This window comes from Tessaracoccus zhenghani (genome assembly GCF_055326325.1).
The window spans coordinates 323,275-336,869 of sequence record NZ_JBUZNQ010000002.1 but is presented as its reverse complement, the minus strand read 5'-3'; the positions used below and the strand labels follow the sequence as shown (position 1 = coordinate 336,869).

13 protein-coding genes are annotated in these 13,595 nt (G+C 67.3%); 3 read left to right on the top strand and 10 right to left on the bottom strand.

The window, feature by feature from the left end; all coding sequences use genetic code 11:
- Window positions 1-59: 59 nt before the first annotated feature.
- From ACZK4S_RS05390 to ACZK4S_RS05355, 8 genes are all read right to left on the bottom strand, one after another.
- Window positions 60-455: a cytidine deaminase gene (locus tag ACZK4S_RS05390; RefSeq protein WP_076064055.1), complete on the bottom strand. Its 396-nt coding sequence runs from the start codon at window positions 453-455 to the stop codon at window positions 60-62.
- Window positions 455-1,759 (bottom strand): ABC transporter permease, encoded by a 1,305-nt coding sequence (locus ACZK4S_RS05385; protein ID WP_463643606.1) that lies wholly within the window; start codon window positions 1,757-1,759, stop codon window positions 455-457. The genes ACZK4S_RS05390 and ACZK4S_RS05385 overlap by 1 nt, the downstream gene beginning before the upstream one ends.
- Entirely contained in the window at window positions 1,756-2,940 is a 1,185-nt protein-coding gene (locus ACZK4S_RS05380) for an ABC transporter permease (RefSeq protein ID WP_463643605.1), read from the bottom strand. The genes ACZK4S_RS05385 and ACZK4S_RS05380 overlap by 4 nt, the downstream gene beginning before the upstream one ends.
- Window positions 2,933-4,486, bottom strand: a complete 1,554-nt coding sequence (locus ACZK4S_RS05375) for an ABC transporter ATP-binding protein (RefSeq protein WP_463643604.1) — start codon at window positions 4,484-4,486, stop codon at window positions 2,933-2,935. Before ACZK4S_RS05375 ends, ACZK4S_RS05380 begins: the two co-directional genes overlap by 8 nt.
- 157 nt (window positions 4,487-4,643) lie before the next feature.
- Window positions 4,644-5,834 (bottom strand): BMP family lipoprotein, encoded by a 1,191-nt coding sequence (locus tag ACZK4S_RS05370; RefSeq protein ID WP_463643603.1) that lies wholly within the window; start codon window positions 5,832-5,834, stop codon window positions 4,644-4,646.
- 117 nt (window positions 5,835-5,951) lie between these two features.
- Window positions 5,952-7,163: a phosphotransferase gene (locus tag ACZK4S_RS05365; RefSeq protein WP_463643602.1), complete on the bottom strand. Its 1,212-nt coding sequence runs from the start codon at window positions 7,161-7,163 to the stop codon at window positions 5,952-5,954.
- Window positions 7,156-8,490, bottom strand: a complete 1,335-nt coding sequence (locus tag ACZK4S_RS05360; protein ID WP_463643601.1) for a hemolysin family protein — start codon at window positions 8,488-8,490, stop codon at window positions 7,156-7,158. The genes ACZK4S_RS05365 and ACZK4S_RS05360 overlap by 8 nt, the downstream gene beginning before the upstream one ends.
- A 12-nt stretch (window positions 8,491-8,502) precedes the next feature.
- Window positions 8,503-9,351, bottom strand: a complete 849-nt coding sequence (locus ACZK4S_RS05355) for a formyltetrahydrofolate deformylase (protein ID WP_198928327.1) — start codon at window positions 9,349-9,351, stop codon at window positions 8,503-8,505.
- A gap of 171 nt (window positions 9,352-9,522) precedes the next feature.
- On the opposite strand from ACZK4S_RS05355, the gene ACZK4S_RS05350 reads away from it, so the two are divergent.
- Together ACZK4S_RS05350 and ACZK4S_RS05345 are read left to right on the top strand one after the other, a co-directional pair.
- A complete protein-coding gene (locus ACZK4S_RS05350) occupies window positions 9,523-9,870 on the top strand; it encodes a DUF485 domain-containing protein (RefSeq protein ID WP_076064067.1) in 348 nt (115 codons plus the stop codon).
- Complete coding sequence (locus tag ACZK4S_RS05345) at window positions 9,867-11,492, top strand: monocarboxylic acid transporter (protein WP_076064069.1); 1,626 nt, start codon at window positions 9,867-9,869, stop codon at window positions 11,490-11,492. The genes ACZK4S_RS05350 and ACZK4S_RS05345 overlap by 4 nt, the downstream gene beginning before the upstream one ends.
- Before the next feature lie 66 nt (window positions 11,493-11,558).
- Here the strand turns inward: ACZK4S_RS05345 and ACZK4S_RS05340 are convergent, their stop codons facing one another.
- Together ACZK4S_RS05340 and ACZK4S_RS05335 are read right to left on the bottom strand one after the other, a co-directional pair.
- Complete coding sequence (locus ACZK4S_RS05340; protein ID WP_076064072.1) at window positions 11,559-12,548, bottom strand: malate dehydrogenase; 990 nt, start codon at window positions 12,546-12,548, stop codon at window positions 11,559-11,561.
- Window positions 12,549-12,639: 91 nt separating this feature from the next.
- Entirely contained in the window at window positions 12,640-13,302 is a 663-nt protein-coding gene (locus tag ACZK4S_RS05335) for a vitamin K epoxide reductase family protein (RefSeq protein ID WP_463643600.1), read from the bottom strand.
- A gap of 59 nt (window positions 13,303-13,361) precedes the next feature.
- On the opposite strand from ACZK4S_RS05335, the gene ACZK4S_RS05330 reads away from it, so the two are divergent.
- Entirely contained in the window at window positions 13,362-13,502 is a 141-nt protein-coding gene (locus tag ACZK4S_RS05330; RefSeq protein ID WP_158069096.1) for a hypothetical protein, read from the top strand.
- The last annotated feature ends 93 nt before the right edge of the window (window positions 13,503-13,595 follow it).

The following is a 13,595-nucleotide window of genomic DNA, read 5'->3' as shown; positions in this document are numbered from 1 at the left end:
CGCGTCGGCCATCCACTTGCTCATCGCACCCCAGGCGCCGCGCCGCGGGAGGCGTGCGGTCAGGTGAGGTTGCCGGGGCCGAAGGCCTGCGGCAGCATCTCAGCCAACGTCACGATGCCCGCCGGGGTCTCCATCAACAGGTCTGCGCCGCCGTGCTCGAAGAGCAACTGGCGACACCGTCCGCACGGCGTGATCACCTCACCCCGCGTCTCACCACCGACGCAGGTGAACGCCACCAGGCGCCCACCCCCACCGGCGACAAGGTCCGAGATCAGCCCACACTCGGCGCACAGCGTGACGCCGTAGCCGGCGTTCTCCACGTTGCAGCCGCTCACCACGCGCCCGTCGTCCACCAGCGCCGCCGCCCCCACCCGGAACTTCGAGTAGGGGGCGTAGGCGCGGGTCATCACGCTGAGCGCGGTGGCCCGCAGCGACTCCCAGTCGATGCTCGTCATCAGTGGCTCTTGATGAAGTGCGCGCCATCTGCGGCAGGGGCCCGCACGCGTCCGACGAGGCCCGCCACCGCGATGATGGTGGCCAGGTAGGGCAGCATCTCGATGAAGTCGCTGGGGATGGGCAGCTGCATGAGCTTCGTGTTCTGGGCCAGCGCCCGGGCGAAGCCGAAGAACAGCGCCACGAGCGCGCCGAGGACGGGGTGCCAGCGGCCCATGATCACCGCGGCCAGAGCGATGAAGCCGTTGCCCGCCGTCGGGTTGTTGTCCTGGAACGACCCCACCGAGCCGATGGTGAAGTACGCGCCACCGATGCCGGCGAACACGCCGCCGAGCAGCACGGCCGAGGCCTTGGTCCAGAGCACGTTGATGCCGACGGTGTCTGCAGCGTGCGGGTGTTCGCCCACCGAGCGGACCCGGAGGCCCCACTTGGTGCGGAACAGCAGGAACCACACCAGCGGCACCGCGACGAACGCGATGTAGGTGAGGGGCCGCTGCGTGAACAGGATGGGCCCGAGGAAGGGGACGTCCGCCAGGCCCGGGATCCGGATGGGCAGCATGGGCCGCACGTTGCTGTAGGTGGCGATGTCCTTGGCCACCAACTGCTGGTAGATGAAGCCCGTGAGGCCCGTGGCCAGCACGTTGATGACGACGCCGATGATGACGTGGTCCACCAGGTAGCGCAGCGTGAACAGCGCCAGGATCCCGGCCATCATGACGCCGGCCAAAGCGGCCGCGAACAGCGCCGCGACGAACGACTGCGTCAGGCTGTAGGTCAGCGAGGCCGAGAACGCCGCGGTGAGGAACATGCCCTCGATGGCGATGTTCACGACGCCCGCCCGCTCCGCCAGTACGCCGCCCAGCACGCCGAAGAACAGCGGCGTGGCGTATTCGAGCGTGAGGTTCAGCTGGCTGGTGAGCGTGAAGGGCAGCGGCGAGCTGGCCGCGGCCCACACGAGGAAGCCGACGACGATGCCCAGGCCGGCGACCACGGCCGCCAGCGTGCGCATCCTGCCCCTGAGCTTCCCGCTGAGGTAGCCGATACCGGCGCCGAGTACCAGCAGTGCCGCGATGAGGACCGTGGCGGTGCCGGGCAGTTCCAGCGTGGGCAACTGCACCTCGGAGAAGGCATCGGACAGGGCGATCCGCCCGGACTTGTTGACGGTGAACGCCATGAGCAGCAGCGCGACGCCCATGACGGCGATCAGGGTGCCGGTGGAGAGGCGCTGGGCCTTCGCCTCCGGCGACTCGACCTTCTTGACGAGGCGCAGGTCGCTGTCCGGGATGGGCAGGGTCTGGGTGCTCATGCTTCAGCCACCTTCGCGACAGGAACGGAACGACGCTTGGTCTTGCGCTCGTTGAGGAACGGCAGCAGCCACGCGACGAACGCGGGCGCGGCCACGAACAGCACGACGAGGGCCTGGATGAGGTCTGTCAGTTTGTCCGGCGTGTTGGCCATCGTGACCATCGTGCGGCGCGACGCCTTGAGCGCGCCGAACAACAGGCCGGCGAGCACCACTCCCAGTGGTCTCGATCTACCGAGCAGCGCCACCGTGATGGCGTCGAAGCCCAGCGTGCCGATGATCGTGCCGGTCATCTGGGTGGGCGTGCCGGTGAGCAGTTCGGGGGCGGTCACTGCCTGCACCCCGGCCAGGCCCGCGAGGCCACCGGCGAGGGCCATGGTGAGGATGGTCACGTTGGCCACGCTGGCGCCGGAGGTGGCGGCGGCGTTCGGGTTCAGGCCCACCGCCTTCAGATGGATGCCGAACTTGGTGCGCTCCAACAGCCACCAGCAGACGATCGCCGCGGCGATGGCCAGGAAGAAGCCGAGGTGCAGCCGCGTGCCTGCAAGGCGCGGGAGCGTGGCGGTCCACTCGAGGACCGGCGAGATGGGATCTGCGCGGCCAGGGGTCTGGAACGCCGGCTGCAGCATGAGGAACGCCAGGAACGAACCGGCGATGTAGTTCATCATGATGGTCACGATGACCTCATGCGCGCCGGTCTTCGCCTTCAACAGCCCGACGATGCCGCCCCAGACGGCGCCGGCGACGATGCCCACGACGATGGCCAACGGCAGATGGATGAAGATCGGCAGGCCCTTGATGCTGAAGCCGATGAACGCGGCCGTCAGGCCACCCAGCATCGCCTGGCCCTGGGCGCCGATGTTGAACAGCCCGGCGCGGAACGCCACGGCTACACCGAGGCCCGCGCAGATCAGGGGCGCCGCCTCCGCCGTCGTGTTGGTGATGGCCACCCAGGAGCCCATGGACCCGACCCACATGGCGTAGAACGTGGCTGAGATCTTGTCCCACGAGGCGACGAGCGCGTCGCTGGGACGCGAGAAGAAGTAGCCCCACGTGGAGGCGACCTCCGCGTCCGTGAACACCATGACGAACGAGCCGACGATGAACGCGAGGATCAACGAGGCCACCGTGATGATGGTGGAGGTGACCCACGACGGACGGGGTGCCTTCACTTTGTCACTCATTGCCGGCCTCCTTGATCGTGGCGAGTGCGTCCTCGTGGCTGATACCGGCCATCATGAGGCCGAGCACATTGCGCGGGGTGTCAGGCGGAACGATGCCGACGATCTTGCCGCGGTACATGACGGCGATCCGGTCTGCGAGGGACTCGACCTCCTCCAGCTCCGTGGACACGAGCAGCACAGCGGTGCCGCGGTCGCGTTCCTCGACGATGCGGGTGTGGAGGAACTCGATGGCGCCCACGTCCACGCCGCGGGTGGGCTGGTTGGCGACGAGCAGTGACAGGTCGCGCGACAGTTCGCGGGCGAGCACCACCTTCTGCTGGTTGCCGCCGGAGAGCGAGCGCACGGGTTGTGTGTGTGAGCCGGCGCGGATGTCGAACTCCTCGATGCGGGCCACCGCGTTGTCCGCGATCTTCTTCAGCTGCAGCGAACCGCCGCGCGAGAACTCGTCGAGGTTGTTGAGCACGAGGTTCTCCGCAATGGAGAACTCACCGATGAAGCCGTCGCGGTGCCGGTCCTCCGGCACGTAGCCGAGGCCGGCTTTGATGGTCTTCGCCGGCTTGGCGCGGGTGATGTCCACCCCGTCGAGGGTGGCGGTGCCGCTGAGCGCCGTCCGGGTGCCGAGCAGGGTTTCGACGAGTTCGGTCTGGCCGTTGCCCTGCACGCCGGCGATGCACACGATCTCGCCGCCGCGCACATCCAGGCTGAGGTGGTCGACAGCGACCTGACCCGACGGGGCGGCCACCGTCAGTTCACTGATCGTGAGGCGGGGTTCGCCGGGCTCCGCCGGCTTCTTGTCCACCTTCAGTGACACCGAGCGGCCCACCATCATGGTGGCCAGCTCGGCCTCGGAGGCGCCCGGCTCCGCCTTGCCGACGACCTTGCCGCGGCGGATGACCGTAATGTCATCGGCGACCTGGCGCACCTCGCGCAACTTGTGCGTGATGAAGACGATCGCCCTGCCTTCGTCGCGGAGGGCCTTCATCACGAGCATCAGCTCGTCGATCTCCTGCGGAGTGAGCACCGCCGTCGGCTCGTCGAAGATGAGGTACTGCGCGCCGCCCGCGAGGGCCTTGAGGATCTCCACGCGCTGCTGGATGCCCACCGGCAGGTCTTCGACCAGCGCGTCGGGGTCCACAAACATGTTGTAGCGCTCGCTCAGTTCGCGCACCGCCTTGCGGGCGGAGTTGATGTCGAGGAGGCCGCCGCTCCCGGGTTCGCGGCCGAGCACCATGTTCTCCGCGACGGTGAACACCGGGATCAGCATGAAGTGCTGGTGCACCATGCCGATGCCCTTGGCCATTGCGTGCTTCGGGTTCGTGAGGTTGAGCACCTCATCACCCATCCGGATCTCACCCTCGTCCGGCTGCAGGAGCCCGAAGAGGATGTTCATCAACGTCGATTTGCCGGCGCCGTTCTCGCCGAGAAGGCAATGGATGCGCCCCGGCGTGATGTCGACCGTGATGGCGTCATTGGCCGTCAGCGATCCGAATCGCTTGGTGATGTGGTCCAGCGTCAGCGTCGGTGCCTGCGCGGTGGTTACTGTCACGTCGGAGTTCCTCCCCTCGCCTGGTGCGGCGTGGTTCGTAGCGTAGCGGGTCGACGACGGCGCGGCCTGAGGGCGGCGCCGAAACCCTGTGGGATGGTGCGAAGAGAAGGGGAGGGACGCGCCGTTGCGCCCCTCCCCTGGGTCAGCTCAGCGAAGCTCAGGGCTGGCTGGGCGACGTGATTTCGATGGTGCCGGCAATGATGTCTTCCTTGACCTGCTCGACCTCGGCCTTGAGTTCCTCCGGGATCTTGCTGTCGAAGTCGTGGTAATCGGACAGCAGAACGCCACCGTTCTCCAGGGTGCCGACGTACGGCTCCGAGGAGAAGTTGCCTTCGAGGGCCGCCTTGATGGCCTCGAACACGGCAACGTCCATGCCCTTCTCGACGGACGTCATGATCTGCGCACCGTACTCGGGAGCGGACTCGTAGCCGTCGGTGTCAACCCAGATGGCGTTGACCTTGCCACCGGATTCCTGGGCGGCCTGGAGAGCGCCGATACCGGCGGGGCCGGCCACGGGGAGGAGCACGTCAGCGCCCTGAGCGATCAGGGTGTTGGCGGTGTTCTTGCCACCGGGGATGTCACCGAACGGGTTGTTGCCGCCGATGAACTGGCCGTCCTGCTTGGCCTCGTCCCAACCGATGACCTTGACGGAAGCGCCCTTGGCCTCGTTGTAGTGGTTGACGCCCTCGTGGAAGCCGTCCATGAAGATGGAAACGGTCGGGTAGTTGGCGCCACCGAAGGTGCCGACGGTGCCGGTCTGGCTCATGCCCGCGGCGAGGTAGCCGGCCATGAACGCGGGCTCAGCAGCGTTGAACAGCAGGCCCTTGGCGTTGTCGACGCCTTCGAACGAGCCGAAGTCGACGATCGCGAAGTTCGTCTCGGGGTTCTGCTTGGCGGCGGCCTCAGTGGCGTTGGCGAGAGCGAAGCCGACCGTGACGATGATGTTGCAGTTGGCGTCGATCATGGCCTGCACGTTGCCGGCGTACTCGGCTTCCGCGTTGGACTCGATCTGGTTGGTGGCGATGCCGAGTTCCTCCTTGGCGCGCATGAGGCCGTTGTGCGCCGTCTCGTTGAAGGACTTGTCATCGAAGCCACCGGCGTCGGAGACCATGCAGGCGGTGAAGTCAGCGGCATCCACGCTGCCGGACGCGCTGGCCGAGGCGGACGCGTCGGTCGAGGGCTCCGTCGAGGGGCTCTCTTCCGTGCCAGGGCTTTCCTGGGCGCTGGTCTCAACGGCTGCGGAAGTTTCCGTGCCGGGTTCGGTGGTGGCGGGCGGTTCGGCGCAACCGGCGAGCGCGAGGGCGCTGGCCGCGGCGACCGAAACGAGGCTGAGCAGGGACTTCTTCACGAAGATCCTCCTTGTTGGTCCAGTTTCAGTGGGGCAACCCGACAATACCGCCGCTTGGCTGGGACTTTTGTTGCGCCGCAGTTGATCGTTATAGATACGCAACAATCGCGGGAGCGATCACACCACCTGACGCACCAGAGCGGCCGCGGAGCGGATCATCTGCAGCGTCTGCTGCCGCCAGTCCACCTCCTGGCTGCGGTACGGACCCGTCGCCAGGGAGATGATCACGGCCGCGGCCCGCAGCCTCAGTTCGACGGGGTCCACGCGTCGGTCGAACACGGGCACCCAGCGCGCCAACAGGTCGCGTACCTTGGCCTCCTGTTCCGGGTTCATCCGTTGGATAGTGGAAAGGTGCCCGATGAGGCACGCCAGGTCGTCGGCGCGTCTGCCGGGGCCGATGGTGTCGACGTCGAGCATGCCGACGATCCGGCCCTCCGAGACGCGCAGCTGACCCTCGTGGAAGTCGCCGTGGGTGGCCTCGTCGCCGGGCGGGAAGACGGCGAGCCGCCTGGTGATCTCGTCGGTCATCCACGCCAGTTCATCGGCCGCGTCGGGCAGCGTGGCCGACACCATCCGCGAATAGTGGCCGACGGCCTCGGCCCAGGGGGCGCGACGCTCCAACCGGGCGACGGCGGGCGGCATCGCGTCGAGGATCCCGACGAGGTCCTCCGCGGTGCAGGGGTCGCCGGGTTCGAACAGCGCCCTGGCCAGCGCCGTGCCCGGCAGTTCGCGGGTCACGAGGAGGTGGTCAGGGGTGGCCAGTGCCACTTCAGGCGCGGGGATGCCGGCATCGCGGAGCATCGTGTGCTTGGCCAGCACGTCCGCGAACAGCCTCTCGCGCAACACCTTGACGTAGAAGACCTCGTGCGGGTCGTTCACGACCACCTTCACCACCGCGCGTCGACGGGGCCGGTAGCCGATCATCGCCAACGACAGCTGGCCGCCCGTCACCGGACGCGCCAGCACTCCCCCGGCGTTGAGGGCCTCTGCCATCTTCTCCGGGAAGGCCGCCGTCGGGAGCCCGAGCAGGTCCGGGTCGTTGGGGTAGAGCCACACGGCGACCCGGCGGTTGCCGTCGTCGAAGATCTCCGCGCGCGCATCAGAGGCGGACAGCTCGCCGGTGCGGGCGCTCACCCCGAGCAGTTCTGTGCGTTCACCGTGGGGCCAGCGGATCTGCGCCAGGTAGGTGGCGGTGGTGGAATGCTCCGGCGCGGCGTCGACGTGGTCGAGCGACCAGCTCACCAGATTCCCGCCCTGGTGCTCGACGGCGGCGCGCAGCAGCGGCTCGACGCGCGGGCCCGTCAGCAGCCTCATGCCGTCGTCAGGCATCCGCGTCCCCCTCTTCCTGCAAATCAGACGCGGCCTCGCGGCGCAACGTGAACCAGGCGGCGCGCTTGCCGTCCAGTTCTCGGACCTCCAGCGTGTACCAGGCCGCGCGTCCCCCCGCGGAGTGCGAGACCGGCTCCAGCATGACGTTGATCAGGCCGCCCGGAACCGGCAGCGCGCCGACCACGGACATGTAATAGCCGGCGACCGTGTCGTAGGGGCCCTCCGGGATGACGTGGCCCGTCAACTCCGCGAACTCCTCGATGGTGGTGAGCCCGTCCACCTCGTTGACCTCGCGCATCGCATCGCCGTTGGCCACGTCGTACTCGTCGGTGATGTCGCCGATGAGTTCCTCGAACAGGTCCTCCAGCGTGACGATGCCCGCGGTGCCGCCGTACTCGTCGCGCACGATGGCGAGGTGGGCCCCGCGGCTGCGCATCGCGGTCATGGCCGTGAGGATCTTGACGGTCTCGGGCAGGAAGAGCACGTCACGGGCCAGCGAGCGGACGTCGCCGGAGCGGGCGGCGCCCTCCACGTCCATGAGGTCGCGCACGTGGATGAAGCCGACGATGCGGTCAGAGGAACCGTCGGTGACCGGGTAGCGGGAATGGGGGGCGCCGCGCACCTCCCGGTAGGCCAGCGAGATGGGCATGTCGGCCGGCAGGAAGTCCACCTCGGTGCGCGGCACCATCACCTCGCGGAGGCTGAGCTCGCCGGCGTCGAAGAGTTCGTCGACGATGCTGCGTTCCTCCACCCCGAGAGTGGTGGAGCTGATGACCATGGCCCTCAGCTCCTCGTCGGTGACGGCATCCTTCGACTGCGTGGGGTCGCCGCCTAGGACCCGCACCAGGAAGTTGGTGCTGATGTCGAGCATCCAGATGAGCGGCCGGGCCAGCGTCGCGATGCCGGAGACCAGCGGCGCCAGCGCCAGCGAGAACGTCTCCGGGCGCTGCATGGCGAGGCGCTTGGCGGTGAGCTCGCCCGCCACGATGGAGAAGTACGCGATCACCACGGTGGTGAGCACCAGCGACAGCGGTGCGGCAACATTCTCCGCCATCCCCCATCCCACCAGGACCGGGACGAGGCGGGCGCCGATGGTGGCGCCACCGAAGGCGGCCGAGAGCATGCCGGAGATGGTCACACCGATCTGCACGGCGGATAGGAAGAGGTTGGGGTTGCTGGTGAGCCGCTCGACGGCGTGACCGCGGCTGCCCTTCAGCGAGAGGCGCCGGATCTGTGACTCCCGCAGGGTGACCAGAGCCATCTCGGCGGCCGCAAAGACCCCGCCGATGATGATGAACAGCCCGATGAGGGCGATCTCTCCTAGCAACAGGAGGCCTGGTCAGCGGAAGATGACCGTGCGGTCACCGTCGGTCAGTACACGGTGCTCAGCGAACAGGCGCACGGCCTCGGCCAGCGTCTGCGACTCCTGGGCCTGACCCTTGCGGACCAGCTTGGCCACGTCCATCGTGTGGTCGACGCGGACGACGTTCTGCTCGATGATGGGGCCCTCGTCGAGGTCGCCGGTGACGAAGTGGGCGGTGGCACCGATGAGCTTGACGCCGCGGGTGTGTGCCTGGCGGTAGGGGTTGGCGCCCTTGAAGCCGGGCAGGAACGAGTGGTGGATGTTGATGGCCCGGCCGGCGAGGAACTCGCACAGCTCCGGGCTGAGGATCTGCATGTAACGCGCGAGCACCACCAGCTCCACATCCTCCTCCTCGACGACCCTGCGGATCTCGGCCTCGAAGGCCGGCTTGGTCTCGGGGGTGACGAAGCGGTGCTTGAAGGGCACGTCGTAGAACGCGGCCATGGGCGCGAGGACGGCGTGGTTCGCCATGATGCCCACGACGTCGATGGGCAGGTCGCCGCCCTTCCACCGGAACAACAGGTCATTGAGCGCGTGACCGGCCTTGGAGGCGAGCAGCAGGGTCCGCACCGGACGCGTCGCGTCGTCCACCTGCAGCCGTGCTTCGAACCCCTGGGTGGCCGTGTCGATGGAGGTGTGCAGCGCCTCGGGATCTGCGTCCTCGACGTGGATGCGGGTGAAGAACCGGCCGGTGTCCGGGGAGGAGAACTGCTGGAGTTCTGTGATGTTCCCGCCTGCCTGGACGATGCCTCCGGTGATCGCGTGGACGATGCCGGGGCGATCAGGGCAGTCGAGAGTGACGACGAGCTGATGCATGGCGCTCAGCCTAGCGGTATGCGGTGCGGTGCCCCGCGGGCGAGGTCACCCATGCCCGGTGCTGCCCCCTGGACAAAACCGCTCCGGGTGATGGGATAAATCACAGATTCGCGCAAACGAACTGCCCGATTGCTAGCATGCAGGCGCGCAACGATGCGCCACGCCTGAGGAGAATCCGTCATGGATGACGTCACATCGCCCCACCGGGGCATCATTCCCCCAGAAGAGTTCCACCGGGTCCAGCAGTCGGAGAACTTCCAACACCTCAAGAAGGTGTTCCGCTCGTTCGCCTTCCCCATGACGGTGGTGTTCCTCGTCTGGTACCTCGCCTACGTCCTGAGCTCGATCTTCGCGAAGGACCTGATGATGACGCCGGTGTTCGGCAACGTCTCGGTGGGCTTCCTGTTCGGCATCGGCCAGTTCATCAGCACCTTCCTGATCACCTGGCTGTACATCCGTTACATGACCCGCAAGGTCGACCCCATCGCAGGCGAACTGCGCACTGAACTGGAGGGCCACTCACGATGACCATCCTCGAAACCCAGTTGCTGGGCAACCCGCTGATCAACATCGGCATCTTCGCCGGGTTCGTCGTCATCACCATGTTCGTGGTGATCCGCGTGAGCCAGGGCGGCAAGAAGCGCGCCAGCGACTTCTACACCGGCGGCGCCCAGTTCGACGGCCGCCAGAACGGCTTCGCGATCGCGGGCGACTACCTCTCCGCCGCGTCGTTCCTCGGCATCGTCGGCGCCGTGGCGCTCTACGGCTACGACGGCCTCCTCTACTCGGTCGGCTTCCTCGTCGCCTGGCTGGTCGCGCTGCTGCTGGTGGCCGAACCCCTGCGCAACACCGGCAAGTACACGATGGCCGACGTGCTGAGCTTCCGCATGCGTCAGAAGCCTGTCCGCACCGCCGCTGCCACGTCGACGCTCGTCATCTCCTTCTTCTACCTGCTGGCCCAGATGGCCGGCGCAGGTGCGCTGGTGTCGCTGCTGCTGGGCATCAGTTCCGGCTGGGGCCAGAACCTGGTCATCGGCATCGTGGGCGCACTGATGGTGGGCTACGTGCTCATCGGCGGCATGAAGGGCACCACGTGGGTGCAGATGATCAAGGCCGTGCTGCTCATCACGGGCGCGCTGATCATGACCATCTGGGTGCTGGCGTTCAAGGGCTTCAACATGTCGGCCCTCATCGGTGCGGCGATCGACAAGACCGCGACCGATGCCGCGGCCAACCCCGAACTGCCCACCTTCGACCTCCTCGCCCCCATGGAGCGCTACACCGATCCGATCGGCCTGATCTCGATGGGCATGGCGCTGGTGCTGGGCGCCTCCGGCCTCCCCCACGTGCTGATGCGCTTCTACACGGTGCCCACCGCCAAGGAGGCGCGTCGCTCCGTGACCTGGGCCATCGGCCTCATCGGTGCGTTCTACCTGTTCACGATGGTGCTCGGCTACGGCGCCGCGTGGCTGGTCGGCCCCGAGGCCATCCGCGGCATGCCCGGCGGCGCCAACGCTGCTGCCCCGGCGCTCGCCTACCACCTGGGCGGTGCCGTCCTGATGGCGGTCATCGCGGGTGTCGCGTTCGCGACCATCCTCGCCGTCGTGGCGGGCCTGGCCATCACCGCCTCCGCGTCGTTCGCGCATGACATCTACAACAACGTGCTCAAGGACGGCAAGGCGGACCCGGCCAAGGAGGTCAGGGTGGCCCGCTGGACGTCGGTGATCATCGGGGCGGTCGCCGTGTTGGGCGGCATCCTCGCAAAGGAGCAGAACGTCGCCTTCCTGGTGTCGCTGGCGTTCGCCATCGCCGCCTCGGCGAACCTGCCGTCCATCCTGTACTCGCTGTACTGGAAGAAGTTCTCGACGGCGGGCGCGGTGTGGTCCATCAGCGGTGGTCTGGCGACCGCCATCGTGCTGATCGCCTTCTCCCCCGCGGTGTCCGGCAGCCCCGGATCGATGTTCCCCACCGTGGACTTCTCCTGGTTCCCGTGGGATTCGCCGGCCATCTTCTCCGTGCCGGCTGGCTTCTTCCTCGGTTGGTTGGGCTCCGTCCTGAAGCCGGACCACAACCAGTTCGCGGATCAGGCCGCCGAGATGGAGGTCCGCTCCATGACCGGTGCCGGCGCGGCAGGGGCGCTGGACCACTGACCGACAGGCTGAACGCACACCGGCCCGCCCCCGAATCGGGGGCGGGCCGGTGTGTTGTTGGTCAGATCAGATGAGGCCGAGCGCCGTGACGGCCTCGCGCTCGTCCACGAGTTCGGCGACCGAGGCGTCGATCTTGGCGCGGGAGAACTCGTTGATCTCGAGGCCCTGGACGATCTCGTACCTGCCGTCCTTCACGGTGCACGGGAACGACGAGATGATGCCCTCGGGCACGCCGTAGGAACCGTCGGACGGGACGGCCATGGACACCCAGTCGCCGTCCGGGGTGCCCAGCACCCAGTCGCGCATGTGCTCGACAGTGGCGTTGGCGGCCGAGGCTGCCGACGACAGGCCGCGGGCCTCGATGATGGCCGCGCCGCGCTTGGCGACCGTCGGGATGAAGGTGCTCTCCAGCCAGGCCTGGTCGTTGACCAGTTCAGCGGCGCTCTGGCCGTTGACCTTCGCGTTGAAGATGTCGGGGTACTGGGTGGCCGAGTGGTTGCCCCAGATGGTCATGTTCGTGATCTCGGTGACCGGCACACCCAGCTTGGCGGCCAGCTGCGACAGCGCACGGTTGTGGTCGAGGCGGGTCAGCGCGTTGAACTGCTCGGCCGGGATGTCGGGAGCGTTCTTCATGGCGATCAGCGCGTTGGTGTTGGCGGGGTTGCCGGTGACGAGCACCTTGACGTCGTCCGCGGCCACGTCGTTGAGGGCCTTGCCCTGCGCGGTGAAGATGGCGCCGTTGGCGGACAGCAGGTCGCCTCGCTCCATGCCGGCCTTGCGCGGCATTGCACCGACCAGCATGGCCAGGTTGACGCCGTCGAACACCTTGGCGGGGTCGTCGCCGATCTCGATGTTGACCACGTTGCCGAAGGCGCAGTCGTCGAGTTCCATGACGACGCCCTCGAGGGCCTTCAACGCCGGGGTGATTTCAAGCAGGCGCAGCTCGATGGGGGTGTCCCCCAGCAGCGAGCCGCTCGCGATGCGAAACAGGAGGCTGTAACAAATCTGACCAGCGGCGCCGGTGACGGCGATCTTGACGGGAGCTGCAGTGCTCACTTCTCATTCCTCTCTTGGAACGGTAGGTCCTACCAGGGAGACTCTACCGCCCCGTCGGAGGCCGGTGCGCACGGGCTCAGTTGAGCTGGGCTCAGATGAACTTGGGCGCGAACTTCAGGATTTCGATGACCACGATGAGCGCGAGCCACGCCATGAACGAGATGGTCAACCAGCCGTTGCGGTGGAACCGCTCGAGCTTCTCGGCGGTCTTCGCGGAGAAGTAGTGGTTGCGTTCCTGGATGTTCCAGGCGGTCATGGACCAGAAAACGAACGTCGTGGCGACGGTGACCGTGAGGCACCAGGGGCACAGCGCGCCGATCTCGAAGGACGACTGGTAGAGGAGCCAGTAGGCGAAGACGACGCCGAGGAAGTAGACCGCGTTGGCGGTGAACATGAACCAGCGCGGGAACCGCACGCCGAACAGCGATGCGACGGCGATCGTCATGACGACGGGTTCGGCGATCATGCCCAGGAAGGCGTTGGGGAAGCCGAAGATGTTGGCCTGCCAGGTGGCACCCACCTTCGCGCAGTCGAAGACCTCGTTGATGGAACAGGCCAGCTCCGCGTCGGGATTGGCGGCCAGCAGGATGGCGTCGTAGCTCAGCACCCAGGACGCGATGAGACTGACGATGGCGAAGGCGAGCATCTCGCCGAAGAGGATGTAGCGCTGGCGCTTGCTCGGTACCGGTCGCGGGTCGCCGCCCGGGTTGGCGGGGTCGAGGATCTCCGACGACGAGGTCATGGTCTCTTGCACGCGTACATCGTAACTGCGCGACGCAAGCCGGGGTTCGCGGCCTGCGTGAGGAGGGCGAAGTGGTGAACGACGCCGAGCCCGGCGTCGACCCGCGGGCCGGCCGGCCGCCCCGCCCCGGCAGAGTGAAGTTGTGCACCAACTCCGCTGCACAACTCAACAACGCCCGACCCGCCGTCGGGGCCCCCGGCCCGGCAGAGTGAAGTTGTGCACCAACTCCGCCGCGCAACTCAACAACGATTGACGCACGGTCAGCCTGGGTTGTGCACAGATGTGCGACGGCATGGGAAGCGGGA